The sequence below is a fragment of the Barnesiella sp. An22 genome, from assembly GCF_963931395.1.
GTDB lineage: Bacteria > Bacteroidota > Bacteroidia > Bacteroidales > Barnesiellaceae > Barnesiella > Barnesiella merdigallinarum.
In genome coordinates this window covers 490,651-517,033 of sequence record NZ_OZ007014.1, presented here as the reverse complement: position 1 = coordinate 517,033, position 26,383 = coordinate 490,651, and the positions used below count along the sequence as shown (strand labels likewise).

The following is a 26,383-nucleotide window of genomic DNA, read 5'->3' as shown; positions in this document are numbered from 1 at the left end:
GAATATGGAATTCAAGTCATTGACGAACATCGAAACGAGCTTCCGGCAAATCCGGCTCTTTGCGCTGGTATTCATCTGCCTGTGCGCACTGGTCACGGGCTTTGCCGTGTGGAACTCGTACAGCTTCGCCGAAAAGCAGCGGCAGAAGATATACGTCCTCGACAACGGCAAGAGCCTGATGCTGGCTCTCTCGCAGGACATGGCGCAGAACAGACCGATTGAAGCGAAATCGCACGTGAAGCGTTTCCACGAACTCTTTTTCACGCTCTCGCCCGACAAGGACGCCATCGAGGGAAACATCAAACGCTCCCTGTTCCTCGCCGACAGGAGTGCGTTCAACTACTACAAGGACTTGTCGGAAAAGGGCTACTACAACCGTATCATTTCGGGCAACATCAACCAGACGGTGGAGATTGACAGCGTGAAATGTGACTTCAACCAGTACCCCTACAAGGTGAGAACCTATGCCCGGCAGCTTATTGTCCGGGAAAGCAGCCTGACGGTCAGAAGCCTTGTCACCACGTGCAGGCTCCTGAACGCCACACGGAGCGACAACAACCCGCACGGCTTCATCATGGAAGCGTTCACGATTGACGAGAACAGGGATTTGCAAACCATTAAACGATAGCCTTATGGAGAGGAAGCGAAATTACATTGAAACGGTGTGGGACTGGGCGGATGAACGCCTGCGCCGCCTGTGCGGGCGTATCACGCCGGGCAAGCGGCTGGCGGTCATCCTCGTGATGTCCGCCCTGTTCGGCGGCTTGTCCCTCTATATCACCGTTTCGTCCATTTACAACATCGGGAAACGTGACGGGCAAAGGCTGCAAATCGAACACATCCGGCAGCTCCCGCTACATGGTAACGACAGTATCAATTTAACAAACAGACCTGAATATGGAAGAAGTACAGAAAAATGAACCGGGCAGACAGCCCGAAAAGGAGAAGAAGCCCAAACGGGAACTTTCCCCGAAAGAGGTGCAGCGGCGCAGGAAAATGATAGTCTTCCCGCTGATGTTCCTCGCCTTTGCAGGGTGCATGTACCTGATATTCGCCCCCTCCGGCAAGGAGAAAGCGGAAACGGAAAGCGTGGGCGGTTTCAATGCCGACATCCCGCTGCCCGCAGAGGACGGGATTATAGCGGACAAGCAGACCGCCTACGAGCAAGCGATGATGAGCCGGAAACGGCAGGACAGGATACAATCCCTTCAGGACTTCGGTTTCATAGGGGACGATGAAACGGAAGAACCGCAGGCGGAAGCCGGACTGATGCCGGAAGAAGATCCGAAGCCCGTGCGGGGCGGCGGCGCTTCTTCCTCGGCGACCGCCTACCGGGACATCAACCGCCAACTAAGCACATTCTATGAAACACCACCGGAGGACAGGGAAAAAGAGGACTTGAAACGGCAGGTGGCGGAACTGACCGAAAAGCTGGAACGTCAGCGGGAAGCCACGCCCACCGCTGACGAACAGATGGCTCTATTGGAAAAGTCATACGAGCTTGCCGCCAAATATGCAGGCGGCGACAGGCAGGCGGCACAAGTGCCAGTCGTGGGCGACATCGAAAAGAAGCCGGAAACGGTGTCCGTGCAGGCAGTACGGGAAAACGCCGTTTCAGGGCTGCAACAGCCCATGAGCGATGCCGATTTTATCCGTGCTTACAGCCACCCACGCAACTACGGTTTCAACACGGCGGTAGGAACGGGCTACGCAATGGGCAGGAACACGATAGCCGCCTGCATCCATCAAGACCAGACGCTGACGGACGGGCAGGCGGTAAAACTCCGTCTGCTTGAACCCATGCAGGCGGGCAGCATCGTCATCCCGAAGAATACCCTTGTGGCGGGCACGGCAAAGGTACAGGGCGAACGTCTCGACATACTGGTGTCCTCGATAGAGTATGCGGGAAACATCATCCCGGTGGAACTCGCAGTGTTCGACACGGACGGGCAAAAGGGGCTTTCCGTCCCGTCCTCGATGGAGCAGGAAGCGTTCAACGAGGCGATGGCGAATATCGGCAGCGGGCTGGGTACAAGCATTTCCTTTACGCAGAACGCCGGGCAACAGGTGGCGATGGACGTTACAAGGGGGCTGATGCAGGGTGCGTCCGGCTACCTTGCCAAGAAGTTCCGAACCGTGAAAGTGAAGCTGAAAGCCGGGTACAAGGTGATGCTTTACGCCAAACAGCAATAATCATTTGACAAACCACTAAAATTTCCAATTAACGATGAAACAGATTTTTGTAATGTGCGCCCTCCTGCTGGGCGTGTGTGCGGCAAACGCACAGGAAACCGACACGGTGAAGTATGCGGCAGGCAACGACTTGTACCGGGGTATCACCCGAAAGCTGCCTTACCGACAAATGGTAACGCCCTACGGCGTGGAAGTGACTTTCGCCAAAACGGTGCATATCATTTTCCCCTCCGCCGTCCGCTATGTAGATTTGGGGAGCAACCACATCATAGCGGGCAAGGCTGACGGTGCGGAAAACGTAATCAGGGTGAAAGCCACGACAGAGGGCTTTCCGGGAGAAACGAACTTCTCCGTCATCTGCGAGGACGGCAGCTTCTATTCATTCAACGCCAAGTATGCCCGTGAACCGGAAATGCTCAACATCGAAATGAAGGACTTCTTGGGAAATGAAGATACGTCCGACTTTTCGCATACCCGCATGAACATCTATTTCCGGGAACTGGGAAATGAAAGCCCGCTGCTGGTAAAACTGATAATGCAGAGCATCTACAAGAACAATGACCGTAAAGTGCGACACTTGGGCAGCAAGCGTTTCGGCATACAGTTCTTAATCAAGGGGATTTACACCTATAACGGGATGCTTTACGTGCATACGCAGACGAAGAACAGTTCCAACGTGCCTTTCGATACGGACTTCATCAAGTTTAAGATTGTCGATAAGAAAGTGCCCAAACGCACGGCTATTCAGGAAACGGTACTGGATGCGGTACGCAGCTACAACGAGGTGATAGAGATTGCCGGGAAAAGTACCGTCCGGACGGTGTACGCCTTGCCGAAGTTCACCATCCCGGACGACAAGCTGCTGCTGGTGGAGCTTTACGAGAAGAACGGCGGTCGGCATCAGACCATACGGGTGGAGAATGCCGACATCGTGAACGCCGAAGTGATAAACGAACTGAAAATAAAGTAGGGAATGAAGAAACACATCTTTATAATGACACTCTTTGCGCTGTGCCTGCATTTGAACCAGGCACACGCGCAAAGATACCTTCCGGGCATGAAAGCCTTGCAGGTAACAGCAGGCATGGCGGACGGGGTACATTGGAACTCCGACACGGATTTTGCCTGCCATTTCGGGGCGGCATACAGCGTCTATACCAAAAACGCCAACCGCTGGGTGATTGGCGGGGAATACCTGCATAAGAAGTATGACTACAAGGATATGCGCATTCCGGTAGAACAGTTCACGGCGGAGGGCGGCTATTACCTGAAATTCCTTTCGGACAGGCGAAAGACCTTTTTCCTCTCGCTGGGGCTGTCGGCTCTCGCCGGGTATGAAACCAGCAACCGGGGCGACAAGCTGCTGCCGGACGGGGCTACGCTGCTGGACAAGGACTGTTTCATCTACGGCGGTGCGCTCACGCTGGAACTGGAAACCTACCTGACCGACCGGGTGGTGCTGCTCGTCAATGCGAGGGAACGTATGCTGTTCGGCTCGGACATCGGCAAGTTCCACACGCAGGTAGGCATGGGACTGAAATTCATTATCAACTGACCGCTATATAATAATGTAGATGAAGAATGTAATGTATAAAATCATCGTGGGCTGCTACATCGTGGCCGCCCTCGTGCTTGTAACCGCCTGTAATGACAGCTTGGACATTCAGCAGGCTTACCCATTCACGGTGGAAACGCTGCCCGTGCCCAAGAAACTGAAAGTGGGCGAAACAGCCGAAATACGCTGCCAACTGGTGCGTGGCGGCGACTACCAGCCTACGACCTACCAGATACGCTATTTCCAGCCTGACGGCAAAGGAAAGCTGGAAATGGATAACGGTACGGTGTTCCTGCCCAATGACCTGTACCCGCTGGAGAAAGAAACGTTCCGGCTCTACTACACATCGGCATCGACCGACCAGCAGACGATTGACATCTATATCATCGACAGCTTCGGGCAGATGCAGCAGGTTTCGTTCTCGTTCAACAATGACAGCAGCGAAGAAGAAACGGAATGACCCTGTGGATATTTATCGGAATAAGCGTTTACCATGTATTGTTTATAACTTGGTTCAGGCATGAATTGATAAACGCCCCGACAGACAAGGAGCTATGGGGAAAAGAAATGGATTGATACACAATGTGTATGTTATGAAAATCTACCCGCCGAAAATATCGGCGGGTGTTTTTTTATTAGGGAACACGGTCGGGTTTCTTTGGCTACTTTATTTTCCGGCACTCATGAAAGAAAGTAGCGGCGGCATTTCTGCCGCCTTTGTATCAACTGATTTTAAGGCTCTGTATGGGTATATTTTTCTCTAACCACACCTTTACCTGTTCAAAGTTGTATTCTCCCGTTATGACCGCCGTATGGTCGTTTATGGCTACAAACCTGACACTTTCATAGCTGTTTATCCAACCTTGCAAAGAAGAAACACCCCAAGTGGAAACATCTTCAAAAACGCTGCGGTCTATCTGGCTGATAGGCTCACCGAAAACTACTGTCATCGTCTGAAAGTCCGGTTCGTCTGCCAACAGTCGCAAATGGTGCAGCGTGCCGAACTCGTCCGTCTTGCGTCCCCATGCCCAATCTTCCGTGTACAAATCATCGCCCCACTGCTGCGGCTTATCGAAATGCACTTTCACGTTTACAGAATACTTGTTTTCCTCGATGTCCTCAATAACGCCCGTTACCATCATGCCCGTAAAAATACACTCGCAACGTCTGCCGATTAGGTTCTTGTTTACTTCTGTCGTTTTCATACCCTTAAAATTTATCTGTTATTACCCTGTTCTTTCTTTTCTATCCATTTATCCCGCCTGTGGCGGCACTCTGCCAGCGTTTTAGCCACTGTGGAAAACAGTTCCCCGTCCGTGTGGCGGTAGTCGTACTGGTAAAATATCCGTCCCTTGAATGCGACCGGACGGTATTTTACAAACTTTTCCTCTCCCGGTGCTTGGGTGATGCTCACCCCGTTTCTGTTCAATGATTGCATGATATTCTGTTTTTTATTCGTTATATACTCAATAGGGAAAGCAACAGCAGGAAAAGCAGAGCCACGCACAACGCATAAAACGCCGACAGGCAGACCCGGAGCAGGAAACAGGCGGCACGAAATACAAGATATGCCGTTACCGCCGTGATTGCTCCGGCTGTGCAGGCGAGCCGCCACACAAGGCAGAACAATAACACCCGCAGGATGATTTTATAAATGCTTTTCCGTTTCATCGTTTCTCTGTTTATGCGGGCAGGGCTTTTAACCCCGCCCGAATGGTCGTTTAAGCCGCCCGGAATACAAACCCGTCATCAAACCAGTAGTCGCACATGAACAAATCACGGGCAAACTGTTTGTAGTCGAAATAGTTTTTTGCGAACTCCGGCAGGTCGTAACATTCTTCCACGATTTGGTAGGCGAAATCTTCTTCATCGTCATATTGTCCCTGATATTCGTCCTGAAAGTCCCGTACAAGGTCGTCCGCATCTTCCTCGCTCAAATCATGGCTTTTGTAGTTGCACCACACGAAAAAGGCTTCCTGTTCGGTGTCGCCCAACTTTTCCACCGCATCCCGCAAGGTGAAGAAGTTCTCGGAAATCCAGCTTTCGCCGATTAGGTTTTCCGGTACGTTCTCCCAGTCCTGAAACATATACTCCGCATCTTCCTCGTCCTTGTGAAGCTCCCGGCAGGCTTCGTAAAAATCTTCCTTGTCCGAATAGTCCGACAGGTCAAGCCATGCCCCGAACAATGAACCGTTGTTGTACTTGCCATAAGTGCCTACATAAACTCTTGCTTCCGATAATGTTGCCGCTTCCATATCCTGTAATTTTTAAGTTTTTAATTTTATGCGGATTTGAGAGGTGAGGGAGTTGAAGTTTCACTGAACTTTTTTCCTGTTTCCCGTAAATCCGACTTTTTTTTTATGCGTCTTCCGGTCGGGTCGGTCGTTTTCGTTTCACATAGGCTTAAAAGGGCAGTGTTTAGAGTTTGCAGGGTTTTGTGGAAAAAATACCTCGCAACGAATGTCGCAGGGAAGATTTTTTCGCCAAACCTGAAAAGGCTTGACCTTGCAAACCCGTGAAGAACACGTAACTACCTTTGCCTATTGAAATGATAAAAACGACCTTCCGGCTGGAGGACTGCTTAATGAGGAAGATTTACAGGTTGGGAAACAGGGGAAAAGTTCTTGTTCCCCATTCAGTCCATTAGGGAATTGCCTATGCGGGCGGAAAAAACAAGTGTGTCGGGAGTTCACCTTCCGATACTCTTGTGCGGGTTTCCAAAGGCTCTTTTCACGAAAGACAGTCTGCGATGCCATGCACCGCTGGCGTTTCGGGGAATGTGGCTTTGGAAAAGGATATAAAAAATACGGGTAGTCCACAGACTGCCCGCATGATGGATGATAGCCATTGGCGAAATAGGCGTATGACGAATGTTGTCAGGAGTTATCACAAATTGTGATAGCTCCCGATCATCACTCGTCTTTGCCCAACTCAAACATGGAATAACCGGGAAAGCATCTGCAAGCCCATAATTGTATATTTTAAGGATTAAGTAATGTTGGAATAATGCAGCAAGAACAGGTCGCAGTTTACGACCTGTTCCCTATAATCAAAATCACATGGCGACTTCCTTATAAATCTTTTCGATACCGACAAATTTCTTGTCAAGCCCCTGCATATCGCTGCTAATCTTGTTGTTAGTGATGCGGGCGTACAACTGTGATTTGTGGGTGTAACTATTTATTAGTATCTTTGCAGTGCGGTTACGAGGGTTGCAATTCCGCTATCTGTTGCTGACCGCTACAATGATTATGGAAAAGAAGAAAAGAGCCATAGGATATATTCGTGTTTCCACGACAGCACAAGATGCAGCACGGCAGCGTTTGCAGATTGAGGATTTTTGCAGGGATAATGGCTACAGTCTGAATGATGTCCTCAAAGATGAGGGTATAAGTGGTGCTGTCAAGAACAGACCAAGTTACCTAAAGCTCCTGACTTTGACTGCTGAAGATGCAGATGTGGTTGTTGTCAGCGAATTGAGCCGTTTATCAAGACAAACGGAAATTTTGTCAGTAATGAACGATGTGAACAGTCTGTTGCAGAATGGGTTGGATGTAATATTCATTGACACCAAAGCACATTATAAGGGTGGTAAGGTATTAGACCTTGTGGATATTATGAGGATTGCCATTGCCGCAGAATATGCAAGGGCTGAACGTTTGAAGATAACCGAGCGTATGAGAAGTGGTAAAGTACGCTGTTTTCTCCAATCGGAGGAATTGATGTGCAAGGGTAGTGTTGTGCCTTTTGGCTATTCTGCTGTGCCTAATCCGAACTATGTCAGAGGGAAAACACCAAAATCCATATTGGTACGTGATGAGAATGCTCCTGTTGTTCAAGAGATATTTCAGATGTGCATTGATGGTTTAACTGCAAAAGAGATTCAGCGTGAAATGATTTCACGTGGAATAAAGACCGTAAAAGGCAATGATTTCTTTTCGGAAAATATCTATCGCATATTGCATAATCCATGCTACAAGGGAGTGTGGCGTATTATGCCAAACCGTGATGGCAAGAACAAGACAGAGCAGGCAAGGCGAGAGCCAATAGAACGCAAGGGTGATGCGTTGATTCCAGAAGAAACATGGGATAAGGTGCAAGCCATCCTCAATCAGAATAGGATTGTAGATGTTCCAAACAATGGAGTGAACTACAATGCTTTGAGATATATCCTGAAATGTCCATGTGGAAAAAACATGTATATTGTCAGACAAACAGGTACGGGGCTACGTTATTATCGCTGTGCTGTCAAAAAGAACAAATATGATGAAACCATTTGTGCCAATGGTGGTGTCAATGCCGATATTGCATTAAAAACAATATGGGTAATCGTAAAGACAGCCATTGCCAAAGATGAGTTCATGGAAATGAGCAATGAGAAAATAGCCAAAATAATCAGGGAAATAGACAACCTCACAAGTAAAATCCAATCGCTTAATGCAGACATCTCCACTGCAAAATCAGAGCAGGCATCCATTTTGGAGAGTATCAAAATACTAACCAATCCAGCCTTGCTTCTTCATCAGCAACAACAATATGAAAACAAGGAAAAATTTATTTCAGGTGCAGAGGATGAAATAAGGCAGTTGAAAGCAGAACGGCATCAAAAAGAGGTTTCAAAGGCAGAATTAGCCAACGATGTTGCCATTGAAACACTTGATAATTTTTCCATAGAAGATAAGGCACGTCTGTTCAAAAAGTACCTTAACCGTGTCGTGTATTATTCGGAAACGCAGAAGCGAGGCACATTTGTTGTTGATTTCAAGAATGGCACAAGAAAAATAGTCTGCATCCATATCAAGGCAAAATCGGCAGAAGTGGTTGAACTGCCTCATTCGTTTCAATTTGACGAGCAAAATCGGTCTATTTTGGTGCCGATTCCCCATCGTGTTCCAGACAACAAATTTGCATTTCCAACAATAAAGGACACTCCTTACACAGCAAAAGAAGTTATGGATATGCTTATATATCAAAGGGAATATTGGATTGAGGGTATTGCCAATCAACCTTATTTTGAATGATTCATGTCTATTTTTCTGACACTCTCATTTGTCTTTATTAAGAGTGTCAGGAAGAAAAATGGACGGACAAAAAACATCTATTTCAGAACTATTTTCGCTTGTAATAATGCCATGTTCAAAATTTCAGCATTTGCCTTGATATGCACTTTTGTAAAATCATTCAATTTGCTAATAAGTTCAACCGCTTTGCCGATTGTGGGAGCAGGCAGTTTGATATTCTGATTTGTGTTCATCCCTATGTTCACTTGCTTTGGATTGCATTGCTTGACAAGTGACACAAATTCGTCCACGTCAAAATCCATTATAGGCTCAATCGTAACGTATGTATCAATCCCTTTCTTTGAAATAATCTCCATAGCTTCAGCCCTTTCCTGTGGTAAAGGGGCATTGTTCATAATATCAGGATAATGGCGATTTGTTTCCAATGTGGTGCAAACAACAACTTGCTTCCTTTCCACATCAAACAATGGATGATTGATAAAGTCCAAAAGCCGTTTCGGGTTCTTTGTCTGAATCAAGAATCGTGTCCTATTCTGTGGCTGTTGGTACTTTGTCTTATTATAGCAGCAATCAAGCACTCTTGTTATCCATTCATCGGGTACGTCTTGTGCAAATTCATCTGTGGAACTGCCCAAGAATATAAACTTATTCAGACCAAAATCACCCTGTAATTCACCCTCTACAAGATTTATCGGACGTTCATAGGCTACTATATTCTTCATGTAGCAATAGCTACAATCATGGTAGCACTTGCCTTTAATCGGATTCCATGTGTGAGTGATAAACTCGTACATATTTCCTTTGCTCGGATTCAGTATCATAATCTTGCAATTTTGTACAAAGGTAACAAAATCTTGGAAGAAAACAGGTTGAAAAGTGAAATGTTTTATAATCAACAAGTTATTGAAGGCAAATAAAGAAACGGAACTTATGCTTGTAGCACAAATGCCATTTCAAAAATTTATAGTAGCTCTAATTTGATATTTACTCTTCAATAATATTACCGAATTTTCCTCAGATTTCATGTTGCATATAAGCATTTTTGCTTTCAACGGGAACATATAAGGTAACATAGGCGTATGTTGAGAAAGCGTATTCTGCAACATCAGGAGGTGTTGAGCTTTTTATATGCACTTCTTTTAATGCAGAGCAGCCATTAAAAGTAGAACTTCCAATCTTCGTAACACTATTTGGAATTTCAACAGAGATAAGGTTTGTACAAGGTATAAGGAACTTTCCTCCATTTGAATAGAATAAAATATAAACCGCCATATTCTATCTTTCTTCAATGTCAAAGAATATGACGGTTTCTATTGATGAAAATCTATCAAAAATCGTTTTAATTACCCGCATTAGATTTGTTTTCATCATAAACAGGTCTTATGGGAAGTCCCCAATATCTTTCTGCAAGAGAGAGTTCTTCCCCTTTTAAGCACCATCTGTAATCTCCTGAATCCGCAGAATCGCCTATCCAAAAATAAGGTACGTCATCTTCTGAAACATCATCAGACCAAGCAATGCCTGTAATGGATAGGTTGCCATTTCCATAGTCTTTCACCGTATATGGTATATATGCAGAGCCAGGAATATATAGATGCTCACCATTTATGTTGCTTTTGAAGTCATATATGATTTTGCCGTTAGCGTAGTTGGCTGTACACGTTGTATTATTCAATAGCTCATAGACATCATTATAAATAGGCAAACGCCAATTCTCTCCAAGATTTACCGTTGCAGCATCGTATTCTGTACCACAGATGTTTTCCAATTTGATAGAGGGTGGATTAGGTGAATAAGACATATTAGTATTAGTATATGTCGTTGGCTCTGTATTGCCCCAAATGTAGAAGCTGCCTGTGCTGCAATGGTTTTCTGCGTTCAAATTCCACCCTCTCCATTTTATGTTAAGTCCTAAATCCACGATTTCTTCCGTCCATGTTTCTTCATTCGGAGTTGTAATTTCTATTATATCTCCTTTTAAGTATTGTGCTGTTGGTTTACCTTGATTATTAGGGCTGTAATATGGCATTATGTAATAAGTCGTATTTGGCGAAAGATTGCCTACTATCACATCGCAATCGCAAAGGCTGCAATAATAATCCATGTTTTGGGCATAGTCCTCTTCGGCTTTATTGTGGTATTCACCAATATATGCTTCCACTTCGCTTCGGTTGGTAGAAACAATGCAACCTGAATATGGATAAGACACAATATCCAATGCAAAGGACACAGGTGTAACCCATTTTTCTGCAATTTTCACGCTTTCGTCATATTGGTATCTACCCCATTTCTCATAATCTTCTTCATCGCTGCAAGAAGAAAAGTTGGCACAAAGGGGGATAGCCAATAAAACCATTCCGATAAATCTTAATGCTTTCATTTGTCTTTTGTTTTTACATTAAACGTATATCTTGTTACTCGTTTGTCACTCTTATGTATTTCTCTATTTCTCCGTTTACAAGCTCGTCTATGCTGTCTGCATATATCCTTTGTCGTCTTATCTGCTTTATAAGGCTATCATTGGATAGTTTGAGTATCTTGAAATGTTGTTCTCCAATGCCTTTATTGCAGACAATCAATGAATCGGACTTTACAAGACGGTAGGTAAACTCACCTGTTTCAGGTGGGCAGTCTGCCTTGCCATTCTTGTAAAAATCAAGAGTATCAAGGGCATTTACATAGCCACCTCCATATTCTACTATTTTCCATTTGCCAACTATCAGGTTGTCAATGGAAACAGATTGTTGCTTGTTACCACAACTACAAACAAGTAGCAAAGCCAACATTATAAAAGAGAACTTCATTTGTTTCATCTGTATGTGTCCGGTCTCAAAATTTATCTATTGTTTTGTTATCTATATTTATAAAATGATATAATATCAAAGTTTACCCGTTCCATTGCATTTTTCACACGCCTTCTTTATGAAGTAACTATCATCATGAGGGGTGTTTTTATATCCATATTTTGCTATCCTTATAATTTCAGAACTAATAATTCTACCTATTCCTTTGCAGTAAGGACATTCTGGAACATTTTCCAGCTTCTTATAAAGTAATTCACGAAAAGAGTTTGTACTATAATTATAGGATATTCCTTTCTTTAGCTTGTCTCTTCCCCTCCCAAACAATGAATATCCTTTAAAAAAATCAATATGTTCTCTTCTTGTTATTCTAATTCTTTCAGTTAATCCTATCATTTCCTCAGTGAGGATATATCCTTTCCCTTGACAATAAGTGCAGCTTTTATTACTTCCCTCACAATGTGTACAAGAATTTTCTTTCATTTTTTCTTGGTATTCATGGATAATATTATTGCATTCATTTAGTGATTTCATGTAAATCCCATCAAATGTTTTATAGTCCATGTTGAGCAAAGTAGTTATCGTATATTCAAAATCTCCAATTCTTCGTTTTTTATTCTGATATTTAGCTCTCTCTTCCATTTCTATTTTATCCTGCTCAATTTTTTCTATTTTCTTCCTTTCTTCATTACGCCTATCCTCGTCTTTTACCTTTTTAACTAATTCATGTAATTCTTGTGTGAGCACTTTCCCAAATCCATTACAGTGAGAGCATATAGGAAGCTCGTAGAAGTTGATTTCATCTCCTTTAATCCAACCACGCCCCATGCAGTCAGGGCAAGGTATTATGGACGGATAATATTGCATATGTTTCTTATTTTTGCTCTTCTGTTCATCTTTCTCCTCTATGTTGTCTTTCATCTTATAATAGCCACTTCTTAATAGGAGAAATATCAAACAAAGAAGTAAGCCACTCCAGAAAAGAATGCTTAAAAATGCTGTAATTTGATTCCCATCACGAAGTATGTAATCTCTTCCATAATCTTCCGGTGCAGCTATTAAATTAGTTGCATCAAAAAAGACAACAATTAGCAAAAGAACCAACTTTGGAAGAGTTTGCTTCATATATACGACTGTCCCTCATCCTCCGTTGGAACGGCTAAGTTATTAAATGCGAAAAGCGTGAGGACTGTATCTTGCTTATCCTCTTATCTGGCTTCTCGCATTGCCTATGGAGTGGATAAGCAACAGCCACTCACGCCATGCGAGTATATAGTTCTCCCTTTCAGGATAGTATATATCCGTAGCGTGAGCGTTGTTGCTACCCATCCTACTCCATATCCAATTTTGCGAGAATTCGATAAGAAGGACGAGTTCAATAACGCTCTTCGTTCTCTTATGTCTGACAACCTTTCGGAAGTCAGTTACAAAGGTACGAAAAAGCGTTGAATATCTGCATCTAAATGAAATATATTTGATGATTTCTGCTAAATAACAGCATTTTAGATGAAAGGCAGATGTGTATCATCCAACACACCACTTTCCACTATCCTTTTACAAAGCTCATGTGAAGCTCTGTTTCTAAGGTCTGTCCCATAGTTCTCACTGCCCACCATTCTTATAATGGCTACAACAGTCTTTACCAAATTCTGTTGTAAAGTCCTATGAAAGTAGCTTGTACTTTCGGCAAACCTTTCAGGATTCCAACCATAATCATTCAAGGCTCTTTCCAAGTCTTGTGCAGCCTTGTATTCACGTGTATTCTGTATGTCCATTTTTGTATTGTTTATTGTTATATTTATAAGGGTGTCAGGAATAAAAATCGGACACTCCCCATAATGAGGAATGCCCGATTGTCAGAAGTGAATCAATAAGCACTTAGCCCAAGAACCAAGCGTATTTCGTATCTCCATGCAGTGCGTTGTTAATTCCTACCGCCACTTCCGTTGCATTCACAGCCCTTTGCAGGTAGGTATCAATATAACTGCTCTTGTTGGCTTCTGTCAGCAAGTTGTGGAAGTCAAACATGGAGATAGTGTTGCCTTTCGCTCCAAAGTTTGGATTGGTGAAGTAATCACGGCAGACATTGTTAATCTGACTGTCCGTTATCAACAAACGTGGAACAGCCCTTTGGTAGCCATTAGGCAGAGCCTGATATAATCTCATCCTACCCACAATTTGAGCAAACTGCGTTTCAGTCAAGTAAGACTGTGATAAGGTCTGCATCAAATGGATTTCCCTCGCAGGATTGAAGTTGTAGAACAGTTCAAGAACAGCCCTGTAAAGGTCATTCAGGTTCATCACTTCAAGTTGGAGTTTCACCCCATCCCCTGTAAGCACCTGATTGCTGCACACGTTCACCCTCCAACCGATAAAGACAGAGAACTTCTCCAAGCCTTTGTTAGCCCTGTAAAGATTCAGGTCAGAATAGTTACGGACACCTCCAATGCAAAGTTCCAACTTCTGACCGTTTACCTTTTCATGGATAGTGGGAATGGTGAAAGCAAAAGCCAGTCTTTGGTAGAACTGTGTCTTTTCAGATTCAAGAAGTTCACTTGCTTTCTTGCCAAGTGCTGACGGAACTCTGCCACGTACTATGTGTGACACTCTAATCGCAGGCTCACAGATGGTTTCACCTGAAAACATGGTATGTGCAGCTTCATGCACTGTGTGGATGAAGTCCTGATGCGAAATAGTCAGCTCTTGGTTAGCCCAAGTAGGCACTACGCATTGAGTAGTCAGTTCCTCAATGGAGATTTCAGAAGTGTTGGCTTCCAAGAAATTCACATTGGATTTGATAGAAACCTTTTCTTCCTCTCTCACTTCCTCAAAAGGAACGTACTCTGCTTCTTCTCTAAATGATGAATGATTTTGTACCATTGGTACGGATAATAATGTTGCTTCCATAATTTAATTGGGATTAAGTGTTATTGATTACAAGGACAATGACTATCATTGTCATATAGTTATAGAAGTTTATAGCAGGATAGGTTATATTTTTCTCCTGTACCTATCGGATAGGTTTTACTTTTCCATTCCACTTATGGGGAGGGGAGTTTTTTGGGGTATAGTCGCTTGTATGTAACACGTTCCGTATTTTTTGATTGGCATAAGTTCCTGTTTTGCGTTGTATATCCCTTTTAAGTTGGAAAGTGGGTATTGCGAATTAGAATTGAGTGGTGCTATATATTCTTGACATAGGGAAGACTGATATTAAGTATCGGCAAAAAACAAGTATAATTTGCTATCTGAATGTGCTTAAAAGCAAAAAAGACAGCCTAAGCTGTCCTTTCTAATGAATGTTTCACATGATGAAATCCTGATGTTCTTTCTTAGGTGGTATGATATAATCCTTATTGGTCAGCACCTTGACGAAATAGTTTAGGCTATTTATCGGCTCGTTCAAATTTGGCAATCGTTGTGCCAACTGAAATTTGACGGAGTACCTTTTTATAAGTTCTATGTCATCCATTTGTTTCAAGTCCTGCCGTGTATATGGATATTCCACTGCTATCTGTCCTATCAGTTCCCTCTGATAAGGTGGAGTTTCAAGCCCCTTAGTTTGGCAGAACAAGTCTATCGTAGTGTAAATCTCCTTATAAAGAGGTGGAGTACCTTTAGGGAAATAGTTGGTGTTGCCTTTGTCAAAACAATCAAGTGTGATTCTGTAACAGCCTTTGTGTCGTTTTATCAGATTCAGTTCGATGCACTTTTTCATGTACTTCTGAATCGTACCGTATGAAATGCTTAAATGTGCAGCCATTTCTCTAAGGCTGTACAATGTCAGGTTGCAATTGTTCAGGCAAATGCACTTTATAAGGAGGATAAAGCCTTTGATGTCTGTTTCTTCATTTGGCGACAGCCCGTCAAAGTGCAAGTCAAGAAAACTTCTGCTTACCATGATGAAATCCTTTGGTGGTATATGCACTTTATAGAAATTCTTTTTCTTGGGTTGTCCGTTTTCTGCTTTGATATATTGAGGTGTAATATCAACATAACCAAGTCTTTTAGCTTTATGAAGATAACCACTGACTGTATCAGCGTTATATCCTGCTTCATTTGAAAGCGTTTCCAACAGCACATTCGATTCGCCTGTATTGTAATCACTCTTAAAAAGAAGCAAGAGATAGACGTGTGCCTCTTTATTGGAAAGCTGTTTGCCCAAATTTATAGGAAACACCCTATAATAGTTCTCGTCCTCTACTTTCATGTCTTCTGCACTTTTATAGCTATTCAACTTATGGCTGCTGAAAGCCTGTATAGCTATGTTAGTAGTAAATATAGTTAATAGTATATCCTTGCCTTTTATATCACCCAATCCGGCAATTTTATATCAGCCTGAAAAACAGAATAAAACAGCATTTCAAGTCGGATGTTTTAAGCAACAGACAAGGGCAGAATAGGGCTTGCCTGTCACACAAGCCCTATTGCTGCATTTTGGCTTAGGCAGTTGCAGCCGCCTCTTTCAGCAAGGTAATGAAACAGTCGTTGTCCTTCACCTCTTTCAACCTGCTTTCTTTCAGCTTCAAATTCTTCATGGCATCCAAAGCCTTGAATGCGTCCTCGTCACTTGTCAGTGTCGCATAGGAATTGAATCCGTCTATAAAGTAACGCTTTGTGGCAAACATCACTGAAATGTTGGCTGCCTTGCAGAGAGTGACAAACTTATGTCCTCTTTCAATATCCACCTTTGCATCTTTCGGCAGGGCAACATCATCTCCTTTGAGAGCCTTTTTAATCAGGTTGTTGGAGAGTTTCTTGCCTGTGAAGATGATGGATGAAGTGGACGGGTTGAATCCCTCGTTTATCAGGTCTGCCATGCTTGCGAACAAGTCTTTGTGATTTCCTGCTGTCAAAGCGGCAACTACAAGCCTGTCCTTGTTGCTCCAGCTTGTACCTGTGCCGTTTATGTCCACAAGGTACTCACCTACATTCTCCACGCTTCTTACACGGGTATTGGGTATCTTGTAGTCCTTGCCTGCTGCAACAAGTTTGGCAAATGCCATGCCCCTGTGTTGTCCGTCAAGTATGACGAAATAATCATCGGCTTCTTCCACAGCAACCTTGTTGCCTCTAATGTCATGCAGCTCATATCCTGCTGCAATCAGTGTCTTTGCATCAGCAACGATTGTAGGATAGGCATTCTCGTACTTGCCGTTGCTTATCAGGGCGATAAACTTGTCCACCTTTGAGTTGTCTATTGGACGGTTGTTTACCACATAGGCAATCTTCTTAGACACCTCTATCTTCTCACCTGTTGTTTCATCCACAACTTCAAATATCACAGGTGTGTTGCCCAAATTCTCTTGTGCCTGCCTTTCAGCTTCCACAGAATCATCATACTGCTTGTTTTTCGCATCGACGACATCCTGCTGTGCTTTGATTACGGCTTCATCCGCACCCCTGTTTTTGAGTGATTGCAGCAATTCTTCTGCTTGCTTCTTTGCTCTTTTCAACTCTGTAATGTTTGCACCCATTACAATGTTTGTTTCTTTGTTTTTTACCTTTGCTTCCATTTTGTAGAGATTTTAATTGTTCATAAATATGTTAACTCGTAATCATCAGTCCTATGCGCACTCGGCTTTCTGATTACAGGTGCAAAGGTAGTATGAACATTATGGGTAAAATAGCGTAGAAAATTCCCGTTATTTTTACGCTACATCAATGGCAATACGGCAGGCAATGGCAAATCTTTATAATCTCTCATCAATTTGTCAAAGGTTGCATTGTTGAATTTTGAGCAAATAATATTGGGGCTGTCGCCTTTCAGGTGGTCTATTTCTCCTGTAAGCCAAAGGACACACAAGCCCAAAGTTCTCTCAGATTGTGAATATGCACCTTTTTTCTCTTTCTTGTAAGTTATGGGCAGGTTGTCAAGAAGTGTTTTTATAAGTATGTAGTCTATCTCTCGTTTAAGCGGATATGACGTTTCGATAAGATTGGACGCTTCAAGGTCTGATGCGGTAAAATTGGCGATGATTGATTTGATGAAATCCTCATTGAAGAAAGTAAAATGTTTCTTGCCAACTTTTATGTCAAGTTTAAGCCTATCGTCTGGGTGTTCCTTTATCCGTTCTATTATCTGAAAGATTCTATCTCCAGTCCGTTCCTCACTCCCATAATGCAACCATTTGAAAAGTTCATGCCATAGAAAAACGATAAAATCAAATGTGGCTTTGGGTGAAAGTCCTAAATCGGAAATGCAGCTTTGTAATATATCGAATTGGAAAAACTCACTTTCAGACAATCTACATTGTTTTATCCTTTCTTCCCTGAAATCATAATATGTAAAAGCATACCACGATGGAGAATATTCTTCTCCGTCAAAATCAGGATAACGTAAAACGTATTTACGAATATAACGGATGTGTTCTTCTATGTCTGAATGCTCCTCCACAGGATATTTCTTTATCCATGCTTGAAAAGACCGTTCCTCTTCCCATTCCGCATTTTCCTTGTAATCGTCAGGCAATGTAGGGAGAGATTCTCGTTTTCTTAGAAAGTCAGATATTTCCATATTGCTTTTTGCTACAAAATTAAGAAATAATCCAGCCTATCGTTCTGATAAACAGGATTATTTTTCTTAAAGTAGTGATTTCATTGATTCATTAATTTGTTCATTGTCAAAACTGTCAAGATAGATTTGCGTCACTCTTTCAAAATTGCCCATGCAAGGTTTGATTTATCCGCTACGTTTGGTGTAAAAGTACCCAGAACTTCGACTTATTCTTTGAAAATTTGGGTTTTGAGAGGATAAAAGGATTGGTCTGTAAATAAGAGTAGATATAAATAAAAGTTAAAGTTACACCTTTAACGCACAATTGTAAATTTGTGTTGTTTCAATGTTAGTATGTCCCAGCATCTTGCTGACGGTTTCAATGGGCACACCCTTTGCCAGCGTGGTGGTCGTGGCGAACGTGTGCCGGGCAAGATGGAACAGGATACATGAAGTAAGCTGAGGAAGAAATGGGAAAGATAAACGTAATTGGTTGAATATGAGCAAAAATTCTGTTTTTTGCTGAGATAATGGAAAGCAAAAATGGACAGGTTATTGCAGGTGTTCAGTTACCAGAATGTTAGCTACCCAGTTACCTGAACCGAATAGGTAACAGACTGAACAATGAAGAAACTGTCACAGAGGCTATTATTCACTGTATGTCAGCATTTTGCATATCAAAGGACGCTTATAAAATAGGTAATTTTGCCATTAAAAAATAAGCGTATGAAAGTAGAAAAATTCAAGATGTTGCTCTACCTGAAAAAGAGCGGTCTAGACAAATTTGGGAAGGCTCCGATAATGGGGCGAATAACGGTGAACAACACGATGGCGCAATTCAGTTGTAAACTGTCATGTACTCCAGAGTTATGGAATCCAAGAGAAAGCCGACTGAATGGAAAGAGTAAAGAAGCAGTTGATATTAATGCAAAAATTGATCGTCTCTTACTTTCTGTCAATTCTGCATTTGATTCACTTGTTGAACGTAAGACTGATTTTGACGCGACTGCCGTAAAAGAGCTTTTACAGGGAAGTGTAGAAACCCAGATGACTCTGTTGAAACGGCTTGATATGCATATAGAGGATATGCGCTCAAGAATCGGTATTGATGTAGCTAAAAGCTCCATGTCAACATATATTTACACCCGCAGGTATCTTGGCGAATTTATTCAAAAACGATTCAAGACAAGTGATGTTGCTTTTGGACAGTTGAATGAACACATCCCATGGGAGTTTCAGGATTATATACTGAAGGACAAAGGACTTGCGGTAGATACAGCAAGACATTATCTGGCCATCCTGAAGAAAATCTGCCGGATGGCATTTAAGGAAGGATATGCGGAAAAGCGTTATTTTGTGAATTTCAAACTACCCCAAGAGCACCGTAAACCACCACGGGCTTTGAGTCGTGAGGATTTTGAGAAGATCCGTGATGTCGTAATACCACCGGAAAGAGTCACTCATAACATAGCCAGGGATTTATTTCTCTTCGCCTGTTATACAGGAGTTCCGTATGCGGATGCGGTTTCAATTACCCATGAGAATATATACAGAGATGATAAGGGCGACCTGTGGTTAAAGTACCTGAGAAAGAAGAATGAATATCTGGCCCGCGTCAAATTGCTGCCGGAGGCTATCTCTCTTATAGAAAAATATCGTTCGGATGACAGGAAAGAGCTTTTCCCTATGATACACCACCCCAATATGAGACGCCACATGAAAGGTTTGCGTGATTTGGCTGGTATAAGCTGTGATTTGGTCTATCATATGGGAAGGCATACCTTCGGAAGTCTGATAACCCTTGAGGCTGGTGTTCCTATTGAAACAATCAGCAAAATGCTGGGCCATACCAATCTGACTACTACCCAGCTTTATGCAAGGGTAACTCCTAAAAAACTTTTTGAGGATATGGACAAATTCATCGAGGCAACGAGTGATATGAAACTGGTATTATAAAATCAAAAAAGAAAGAATCATGAGAAGTACATATAAGCAACTATATTATATAAACCGTGGTAAAGTCAAATCTGACGGGACCACATCAATCATGTGCCGTATTACAATAGACGGGAAGGCTGTTGTATTATCGACCGGGTTGTATTGCCAGCCGAAAGAGTGGAACAGCAAGAAAGGGGAAGTCAAGAACAACAGACTGAACGGGATGCTTTGCGAGTATAAAAAACGAATAGATGAAACTTATGCTGAACTGTTGAAAGTAAATGGCGTCATCAGTGCAGAGCTGCTGAAAACAGCCATGAGCGGAGCAGTCGACATCCCGAAATACATATTACAGGCAGGAGAGGTGGAACGGGAAAATCTGAAAATCCGTTCCATTCAAATAGATTCAACCTCCAGTTACAGGCAATCAAAAATGTATCATTACTATCTGGGTGAATACATCCATTCTCTGGGCAAGGAGGACATGCTTTTTACAGATATAACCGAAGAGTTTGGTATCAATTATATTTTATATCTGAAAACAAATTACCCTCATAAGCCATCATATCGGAACCATTGTCTTTGTTGGCTGAAACGCCTGGTCTATCTTGCTGTAGATAACGGAATCTTGAGGTATAATCCTTTGGATGATATAAAATATGAAAAGAAGGCACCTGCAAAGCTCATGTATATAAGCAAGAAACAACTTCAGGAGATAATGAGCAACCCGAAACCGGATCCACTACAGGAACTTGCAAGAAGAACCTTTATATTTTCATGTTTTTGCGGTTTGGCTTATGTTGATGTACGTAATCTCTATCCGCATCATATAGGTACAACTGCAGAAGGGCGGAAATATATCAGAACTTATCGTAAGAAAACAAGCGTTGAGTCGTTTATTCCGTTGCATCCGGTAGCGGAGCAGATTATTTCCTTGTATAATACGACGGATGACAGTAAGCCCATTTTCCCGTTACCAAGACGTGATATGATCTGGTTTGAAATACATGAGATGGGATTTTCCCATCAGTTCAAACATAACTTGTCATACCATCAAAGCCGTCACACCTTTGGTACCCTGATGGTTTCAGCTGGGGTTCCTATGGAAAGCATATCAAAGATGATGGGCCATGCAAATATCAGAACTACACAAGGATACGCAAAAGTTACTGATGACAAGATTTCAGAGGATATGGATAAATTAATTATGAACATAAAAACATAAAGATATAGTATTTATAAATAAAGTTTTATAACTTTACTTTTAATATTGATATCACTACTGTCCCGTAAAAGTGGATAAATAGTTCTTTGAAATTATTGAAATATAGTCAATTACACGGTCTTTTGAAATGAAACGGACTTGATTTTGCAACTTTGCAGTCTAATACAAATGGCTGCTATGTTCCAAGACAAATACGTATTCTCTCAATTAACCGCTTTTCTGAACAGGACTCAGTTCAACAACTATGTTCGCAAGTATGATGGCAACCGGTATGTGAAACATTTCACTTGCTGGAATCAGATGCTTGCAATGATGTTTGGGCAACTGAGTAACCGTGAGAGCCTGCGAGACTTAATCGTTGCTTTCGAGGCGCATAGGGGCAAGCAATATCATCTTGGGTTAGGTCGTGAACCGATAGCCAAGACAACTCTTGCCACAGCCAACTAGAACCGCGATTACAGAATCTTCGAAGACTTTGCTTTCTATATGATGAAGGAAGCCTGCGAGAAGCGGACGACCAACATCCTTGACATTTCCGGAAAGAAATATGCGTTTGATTCAACAACGATTCCGTTGTGTCTTGCAACATTCCCATGGGCAAAGTTCCGAAGCAAGAAAGGAGGGGTGAAAGCTCATGTCTTATACGACATTGAAGCACAAGTTCCTGCCTTCTATACTGTAACCACTGCCTCAAAGCATGATTCTACAGCGATGTCTTCAATCCATTATGAACCAAATGCTTATTATATATTCGACAGGGCTTATGATTCTTTTAAAGAGCTCTATAGGATACATCTTACAGACTCTTTCTTTGTTGTCAGGGCCAAGACGAACTTAAAGTATAAGACTGTCAAATGGAAGCGGAGAATGCCAAAGAACATAACGACAGATGCGGAAGTGAAACTGACCGGTTATCTCTCCGGGAAGAAATATCCGGAGTCATTCAGACTCGTCCGATATTACGATGAAGAAGATGACCGTGAGCTCACTTTTCTGACGAATGCGAAACAACTTTCTGCATTGGATGTCGCCAATCTTTACAAGAAAAGATGGTTGATCGAGCTGTTCTTCAAATGGCTCAAGCAGCACCTCAAGATAAAGAAATTCTGGGGCACAACAGAGAACGCCGTACGCATACAAATCAGTGTCGCTATTATCACATACTGTCTTGTGGCTATTGTCCAACATGATATGAAGTTGAAACGCTCTACCTATGAAGTTTTGCAAATTCTCAGCATATCATTGACAGACAAAACCCTCTTGCGTGACCTGTTCGACAAGACTAATTTCAATGATGTCAAAGATCTATATAATCCCATTATTCCGGGGCTATTTGATTAATTGTTTAACTCGTCCCATTTTAACGGGACACTAATGTATTGATATATAAAAAATTAATTGTTGCATAATTTAGTATAGCAATGGAAACAAAAAATAAACAGATAATTAAAACTATTACAAAATTAAGTATTACATGTCAAGACAAATTGGGAGATATTATTGCTCCAATTTTATTTGAAAGTGAGACATGTGCTATTTTTCTTTCAAGAAAGACAAAGAACGTAGAACTTTTAGTCTCTGCAAATGAAAAAGAAAAACATTATGAAATGTTTTGGCTTTTAACCGAATTAATTTCTTTATTACGTGAATTAGAAATTAAACACCTTATATATGTAATAAGGCAAACTGAAGACGCCTTTTCTGAATTCTACTATCAAGAAAAGAAAGACTATAAAAGAACTCAAATAGACTCAGAAATCAAAATAAATGATATATGCGTGTTACGGACAGAAGAGAATGGCTTACATGCTATATATAAAAATGGTTCTCGAATTTTATTAGGAATTGTAGGCCCATCTGCAATTTATAGTGATTTAATGTATTTTCTAAATTCAATAGTATATCCTACATCTGGATTGAAAAAATATATTGAAAGAGGTTTTAAATCTGAAGAGACATATCTTTCAATAAGAGCTAATATAATTAGTAAAATTAGTATTTTAATTGCTATTTTTATTGCCTTTATTTCTCCATTTGTTTCAGTATGGTGGAGTAATCGACATGGAATAAGTCGAATTGATGAGAGTCAATACGAAAGACTTATAAAAGTAATTAAAAATTACAATGACTCCACAAATTCAACTAATAATAATCAAGTAAATATCAATCAAGATTATGAGTAATATAACATTATTGCATGGTAATGATCAATTAGAAGATTCTATGTTAAGAAGCATATTGCTTTTTAATGCACAAAAGACAACAAGCAGTAGTAAAGATTTATTATTAAAAGCTATACTTTCAATTATAACCTATGGTGATGGAAAATATGGGCTTAACGAGATTAATAATATTCTTAAAGAACGCTTTGATGTTACATATGTTGCGGAAGAACTTAATCAGCAAATTTCTAAATTAAAGAATAAAGGACTTATAATCCAATGTCCAAATGATAAGTATCAAGCGATTACAAATAAAAAACAAGGACAAGATTTTTATGTCCAAATAGAAAAGGAAACAGATTCTTTGATTAATGGAATTCTTGAGAGGACAAGAACATCTAATATTACAATCTCTCAAAATAATGAAATGAAAATGAGAGAAAATATTCGTCAATCTTTATCGGTTTATTATAAAATGTATGGTTACTCTTTTTTAGGATTAAAAGAAAATAGTAAACATAAAAGTATGCTCGATGCTGTAGATGTTGTTCGCAAAGGACTTCCGGATAATTTAGGAAAGGCTTTGGTTGGTGCTATAGCCGATGCACTTAATGAACCAACATCGCAAGAACGTGATATATTAGAAAAATGGGCACGGGCTTTTGTTGCAATGGAAGTTATAAACTTAGATCCGTCATTACGAAATTTTAAAGCAACAAAACTACGTGAGAAATCTTTTGTAATAGATACTGATATTGCATTAAATGCTCTTACAACACATGCCAAATATAGTGTTGTGTATAGGCAAATGATAACCCTTCTTAGAAATGCTGGTTGTAAGTTATATATACCATATATTGTAGTTGATGAAATTCAAAATCATATTGATGCTGCACAAAAAAGGTATAGTTTTGAAGGTTCAAGTTGGTATTCAATGACAGATGAACTTTTAGAGAATAAAATCGCGAATGTTTTTGTTGAGGATTATGTTAAAATTATAAGAAGTGATGAATATAAGAGAGACTTTCCATTTGAAACTTATATAAGTAATTTTTATGATCCTGAGGAACCTTCATTATTGATGAATAAATTAAAGGATGTTTTTGGAAAAGACTTTATTTTGTTAGAAGAACTAGAATCATTAGATAATGAATTAAAAAAGAAATTAGCTGAAAAAATAAAATATTTAACGATAATATCAGAAAAAGGGACAAGAAGAGATGAGGGAAAAAATACTCAGATAGCAGAAGCAGATGCATCATTGTATTTGACTATTAGGCAAATGAATAGAGCCTTTAAAGGTAATGATAAACCACTTAGCCAAAAGGCTTATTTGCTCACAAAATCACAAAAGACAATATCATGTGCAAAAGAGTTAAGTATTTATGATAAAAACATAATCTGTGATCCATTTGCTTTATTATCAATTTTGCAAGAAATGGGAATGTTTGCTGGACATGAATTTGAGATTGTGAATTTATTTGAAAATCCTTTTTTGGCATATACTGCAGATTTAATTTGGGATGAAGTTAAACCTTTGTTAGATAGAGGCGCAAAATTGAAATATGCGGAGATTCATCGTTTAAGAATAGATGTAGATGCAAATATTGATAAAATTCTAACATGTGAGACTTTGGAAGAACGTACAAATGAAGCTAAGCGTCTATCAGAAAGAGGATATATTTTTGCAAACGATTTATTAAAAATTCAACAAGAAATAGAAAAAAAGGATAGAGATATTCAGGAAAAAGATACTCAACTTACAAAACAACAAGAAGAAATATTATACCTCAAAAAATTATTAGAAGTAAAAACAAAGAAAGAGAAAAAACAGCAATATATTGAACGGATATTACCATCTAGTAAGAAGAAAAAGATAGGTAAAAAATAATCATAATTACGGTTTTAAAAGGCTATTATTAAATGGCACTTCAGTCGCCCATTTCCTCGCCGTCCATAGAAGTTAGTACAGACTCTATTGAAAGTGAAAAGGTCTGGCGGCTGTGCCGTTTCGGGCAGAATCTTCCTCTTTCAGAGCGTATTCAGCCCGAAAACCTTTTCCCTTTCACGTCTGTACAATGAACGCTGACGGCAGCGGAAACAAGCGACTGACGGAAAAGTCAGAAGAAAAAAGATAAAACAGCATATAGATCGGTTCAAATAGGGCCTAATTCTATATGCTGTTATTTTATCATTTGGAAAGGCTGTTTTTTAGAAACACAAATAAAATGGGCAGGCGGCAAACTGCGCTCCCTCAAGAAAAATCTAAATCCTTATGTGTCCTTTGTGGGAACGCTTGGGTTATTAGCTCCTTTTGTATCTGTATGCCTCCTTGTACCCTTTCATCAATGTTTTTTCTATGTCGGAAGCCCGGTAGAGAATCTTGCCGCCTACCTGTGTGTAAGGCAGAATGCCGTTGTTGCGGTAGTCCTGCAAGGTTCTCCGGCTCACTTTCAGCATGTATGCCACTTCTTTGTCCGTCAGCAGTTCATCGCCATAGGCGGACGGTTGCCGTTTCTCCAACAACTTTTCGAGCATGGCCAGCAGCCTGTCGAAATTCGAGTGGAACGTTTTTACCCACTCATGGTCCTTTTCTCTGATTTCATTACTCATACGCGCTTGATATAGGGTTATACATTATTCTTGAAACTCGTTCAAATGGTCTTGCCTTTCCAGCGGGCTTCCTTACGCTTTTCCTCCACATTCCTGACCACACGCTCTACATCGTCAGGACGGTAATAAGTCCGGTTTCCGATTTTTGTAAAGGCCAGCGTCCCGTTATCCCTCAAGGTCTGCAAGGTTCTAGGACTGATACGCAACCTGCGGCAGACCTCGTGGTTGTCCATCCATTCACTTGTTTCCTTTCCGCCGTGTTCACGGCACAGACTTTCCACCCGCTGCACGAAGCGATCCAGCTTGGCAGAAATCTCCTCGAAAGTCTTTTTTTCAAAGCTGATGATTTCCATTGTCTTCATTATTTTCTAGTTAAACA

30 protein-coding genes and 1 pseudogene are annotated in these 26,383 nt (G+C 41.3%); 13 read left to right on the top strand and 18 right to left on the bottom strand.

Annotation, left to right across the window (positions count from 1 at the left end):
- Window positions 1–4 precede the first annotated feature (4 nt).
- Genes traK through ABGT88_RS02090 form a run of 6 tightly spaced genes read left to right on the top strand, consistent with a single transcriptional unit; the run spans window position 5 to window position 4,208 of the window.
- The gene (gene traK, locus ABGT88_RS02115) at window positions 5–628 is read left to right on the top strand and encodes a conjugative transposon protein TraK (protein WP_068856486.1); all 624 of its coding nucleotides are present in this window, start codon (window positions 5–7) and stop codon (window positions 626–628) included.
- A gap of 4 nt (window positions 629–632) precedes the next feature.
- Window positions 633–920 carry a TraL conjugative transposon family protein gene (locus tag ABGT88_RS02110; protein ID WP_346700134.1) on the top strand — a complete coding sequence of 96 codons (288 nt, stop codon included), beginning with the start codon at window positions 633–635 and terminating at the stop codon, window positions 918–920.
- Window positions 898–2,193, top strand: a complete 1,296-nt coding sequence (traM, locus tag ABGT88_RS02105) for a conjugative transposon protein TraM (protein WP_270738640.1) — start codon at window positions 898–900, stop codon at window positions 2,191–2,193. Before ABGT88_RS02110 ends, traM begins: the two co-directional genes overlap by 23 nt.
- 34 nt (window positions 2,194–2,227) lie before the next feature.
- Complete coding sequence (traN, locus tag ABGT88_RS02100) at window positions 2,228–3,163, top strand: conjugative transposon protein TraN (RefSeq protein WP_346700132.1); 936 nt, start codon at window positions 2,228–2,230, stop codon at window positions 3,161–3,163.
- Between the two features lie 3 nt (window positions 3,164–3,166).
- Window positions 3,167–3,748 (top strand): conjugal transfer protein TraO, encoded by a 582-nt coding sequence (locus ABGT88_RS02095; protein WP_117709839.1) that lies wholly within the window; start codon window positions 3,167–3,169, stop codon window positions 3,746–3,748.
- Window positions 3,749–3,767: 19 nt separating this feature from the next.
- Window positions 3,768–4,208 carry a DUF3872 domain-containing protein gene (locus tag ABGT88_RS02090; RefSeq protein WP_068856481.1) on the top strand — a complete coding sequence of 147 codons (441 nt, stop codon included), beginning with the start codon at window positions 3,768–3,770 and terminating at the stop codon, window positions 4,206–4,208.
- Between the two features lie 262 nt (window positions 4,209–4,470).
- Here the strand turns inward: ABGT88_RS02090 and ABGT88_RS02085 are convergent, their stop codons facing one another.
- The 5 genes and pseudogenes from ABGT88_RS02085 to ABGT88_RS02065 form a co-directional block, all read right to left on the bottom strand.
- Window positions 4,471–4,953, bottom strand: coding sequence for a DUF6956 domain-containing protein (locus tag ABGT88_RS02085; protein WP_068856480.1), 483 nt, complete (start codon window positions 4,951–4,953; stop codon window positions 4,471–4,473).
- Between the two features lie 11 nt (window positions 4,954–4,964).
- Window positions 4,965–5,186, bottom strand: a complete 222-nt coding sequence (locus ABGT88_RS02080) for a DUF3873 domain-containing protein (RefSeq protein WP_068856479.1) — start codon at window positions 5,184–5,186, stop codon at window positions 4,965–4,967.
- 20 nt (window positions 5,187–5,206) lie between these two features.
- Window positions 5,207–5,419, bottom strand: a complete 213-nt coding sequence (locus tag ABGT88_RS02075; protein ID WP_074024222.1) for a hypothetical protein — start codon at window positions 5,417–5,419, stop codon at window positions 5,207–5,209.
- Window positions 5,420–5,469: 50 nt separating this feature from the next.
- Window positions 5,470–6,003: an antirestriction protein ArdA gene (locus ABGT88_RS02070; protein ID WP_068856478.1), complete on the bottom strand. Its 534-nt coding sequence runs from the start codon at window positions 6,001–6,003 to the stop codon at window positions 5,470–5,472.
- Window positions 6,004–6,803: 800 nt separating this feature from the next.
- Window positions 6,804–6,944 (bottom strand): annotated as a pseudogene (locus tag ABGT88_RS02065) (site-specific integrase); the annotation flags it as partial.
- Between the two features lie 55 nt (window positions 6,945–6,999).
- On the opposite strand from ABGT88_RS02065, the gene ABGT88_RS02060 reads away from it, so the two are divergent.
- Window positions 7,000–8,769, top strand: coding sequence for a recombinase family protein (locus ABGT88_RS02060; protein WP_258336303.1), 1,770 nt, complete (start codon window positions 7,000–7,002; stop codon window positions 8,767–8,769).
- A gap of 77 nt (window positions 8,770–8,846) precedes the next feature.
- Here the strand turns inward: ABGT88_RS02060 and ABGT88_RS02055 are convergent, their stop codons facing one another.
- The 11 genes from ABGT88_RS02055 to ABGT88_RS02005 form a co-directional block, all read right to left on the bottom strand.
- Window positions 8,847–9,491: a hypothetical protein gene (locus ABGT88_RS02055; protein WP_346700128.1), complete on the bottom strand. Its 645-nt coding sequence runs from the start codon at window positions 9,489–9,491 to the stop codon at window positions 8,847–8,849.
- A gap of 292 nt (window positions 9,492–9,783) precedes the next feature.
- Window positions 9,784–10,041, bottom strand: coding sequence for a leucine-rich repeat domain-containing protein (locus ABGT88_RS02050; protein WP_258336301.1), 258 nt, complete (start codon window positions 10,039–10,041; stop codon window positions 9,784–9,786).
- A 67-nt stretch (window positions 10,042–10,108) separates the two neighbouring features.
- Window positions 10,109–11,149 carry a hypothetical protein gene (locus ABGT88_RS02045; RefSeq protein ID WP_258336300.1) on the bottom strand — a complete coding sequence of 347 codons (1,041 nt, stop codon included), beginning with the start codon at window positions 11,147–11,149 and terminating at the stop codon, window positions 10,109–10,111.
- A 34-nt stretch (window positions 11,150–11,183) separates the two neighbouring features.
- Window positions 11,184–11,582 (bottom strand): hypothetical protein, encoded by a 399-nt coding sequence (locus ABGT88_RS02040; RefSeq protein ID WP_258336299.1) that lies wholly within the window; start codon window positions 11,580–11,582, stop codon window positions 11,184–11,186.
- 66 nt (window positions 11,583–11,648) lie between these two features.
- Entirely contained in the window at window positions 11,649–12,695 is a 1,047-nt protein-coding gene (locus ABGT88_RS02035) for a hypothetical protein (protein ID WP_258336298.1), read from the bottom strand.
- Window positions 12,696–13,072: 377 nt separating this feature from the next.
- Entirely contained in the window at window positions 13,073–13,345 is a 273-nt protein-coding gene (locus ABGT88_RS02030) for a hypothetical protein (protein ID WP_258336297.1), read from the bottom strand.
- A gap of 103 nt (window positions 13,346–13,448) precedes the next feature.
- On the bottom strand, window positions 13,449–14,450 hold the full coding sequence (locus ABGT88_RS02025) for a DUF3871 family protein (RefSeq protein WP_258336296.1): 1,002 nt from the start codon (window positions 14,448–14,450) through the stop codon (window positions 13,449–13,451).
- 424 nt (window positions 14,451–14,874) lie between these two features.
- On the bottom strand, window positions 14,875–15,780 hold the full coding sequence (locus ABGT88_RS02020; RefSeq protein WP_258336295.1) for a hypothetical protein: 906 nt from the start codon (window positions 15,778–15,780) through the stop codon (window positions 14,875–14,877).
- Window positions 15,781–16,012: 232 nt separating this feature from the next.
- On the bottom strand, window positions 16,013–17,086 hold the full coding sequence (locus tag ABGT88_RS02015) for a hypothetical protein (protein WP_346700124.1): 1,074 nt from the start codon (window positions 17,084–17,086) through the stop codon (window positions 16,013–16,015).
- A gap of 140 nt (window positions 17,087–17,226) precedes the next feature.
- Entirely contained in the window at window positions 17,227–18,087 is an 861-nt protein-coding gene (locus ABGT88_RS02010) for a hypothetical protein (protein WP_258335970.1), read from the bottom strand.
- Between the two features lie 285 nt (window positions 18,088–18,372).
- Window positions 18,373–18,573 (bottom strand): tyrosine-type recombinase/integrase, encoded by a 201-nt coding sequence (locus ABGT88_RS02005; protein ID WP_346700122.1) that lies wholly within the window; start codon window positions 18,571–18,573, stop codon window positions 18,373–18,375.
- 219 nt (window positions 18,574–18,792) lie between these two features.
- On the opposite strand from ABGT88_RS02005, the gene ABGT88_RS02000 reads away from it, so the two are divergent.
- From ABGT88_RS02000 to ABGT88_RS01975, 6 genes are all read left to right on the top strand, one after another.
- On the top strand, window positions 18,793–20,022 hold the full coding sequence (locus ABGT88_RS02000) for a site-specific integrase (protein WP_346700120.1): 1,230 nt from the start codon (window positions 18,793–18,795) through the stop codon (window positions 20,020–20,022).
- Between the two features lie 19 nt (window positions 20,023–20,041).
- On the top strand, window positions 20,042–21,229 hold the full coding sequence (locus ABGT88_RS01995; protein WP_346700118.1) for a site-specific integrase: 1,188 nt from the start codon (window positions 20,042–20,044) through the stop codon (window positions 21,227–21,229).
- A 168-nt stretch (window positions 21,230–21,397) separates the two neighbouring features.
- Complete coding sequence (locus ABGT88_RS01990) at window positions 21,398–21,676, top strand: DUF4372 domain-containing protein (protein ID WP_346700116.1); 279 nt, start codon at window positions 21,398–21,400, stop codon at window positions 21,674–21,676.
- 15 nt (window positions 21,677–21,691) lie between these two features.
- Complete coding sequence (locus tag ABGT88_RS01985) at window positions 21,692–22,570, top strand: IS4 family transposase (RefSeq protein ID WP_346702803.1); 879 nt, start codon at window positions 21,692–21,694, stop codon at window positions 22,568–22,570.
- Between the two features lie 80 nt (window positions 22,571–22,650).
- Window positions 22,651–23,412 (top strand): hypothetical protein, encoded by a 762-nt coding sequence (locus tag ABGT88_RS01980; protein ID WP_346700114.1) that lies wholly within the window; start codon window positions 22,651–22,653, stop codon window positions 23,410–23,412.
- Window positions 23,405–25,282, top strand: a complete 1,878-nt coding sequence (locus ABGT88_RS01975; RefSeq protein WP_346700112.1) for a hypothetical protein — start codon at window positions 23,405–23,407, stop codon at window positions 25,280–25,282. Before ABGT88_RS01980 ends, ABGT88_RS01975 begins: the two co-directional genes overlap by 8 nt.
- A gap of 413 nt (window positions 25,283–25,695) precedes the next feature.
- On the opposite strand, the gene ABGT88_RS01970 is transcribed toward ABGT88_RS01975, so the two are convergent.
- A complete protein-coding gene (locus tag ABGT88_RS01970; RefSeq protein WP_346700110.1) occupies window positions 25,696–26,004 on the bottom strand; it encodes a helix-turn-helix domain-containing protein in 309 nt (102 codons plus the stop codon).
- Between the two features lie 41 nt (window positions 26,005–26,045).
- Window positions 26,046–26,366, bottom strand: coding sequence for a helix-turn-helix domain-containing protein (locus ABGT88_RS01965; protein ID WP_346700108.1), 321 nt, complete (start codon window positions 26,364–26,366; stop codon window positions 26,046–26,048).
- Between the last annotated feature and the right edge of the window lie 17 nt (window positions 26,367–26,383).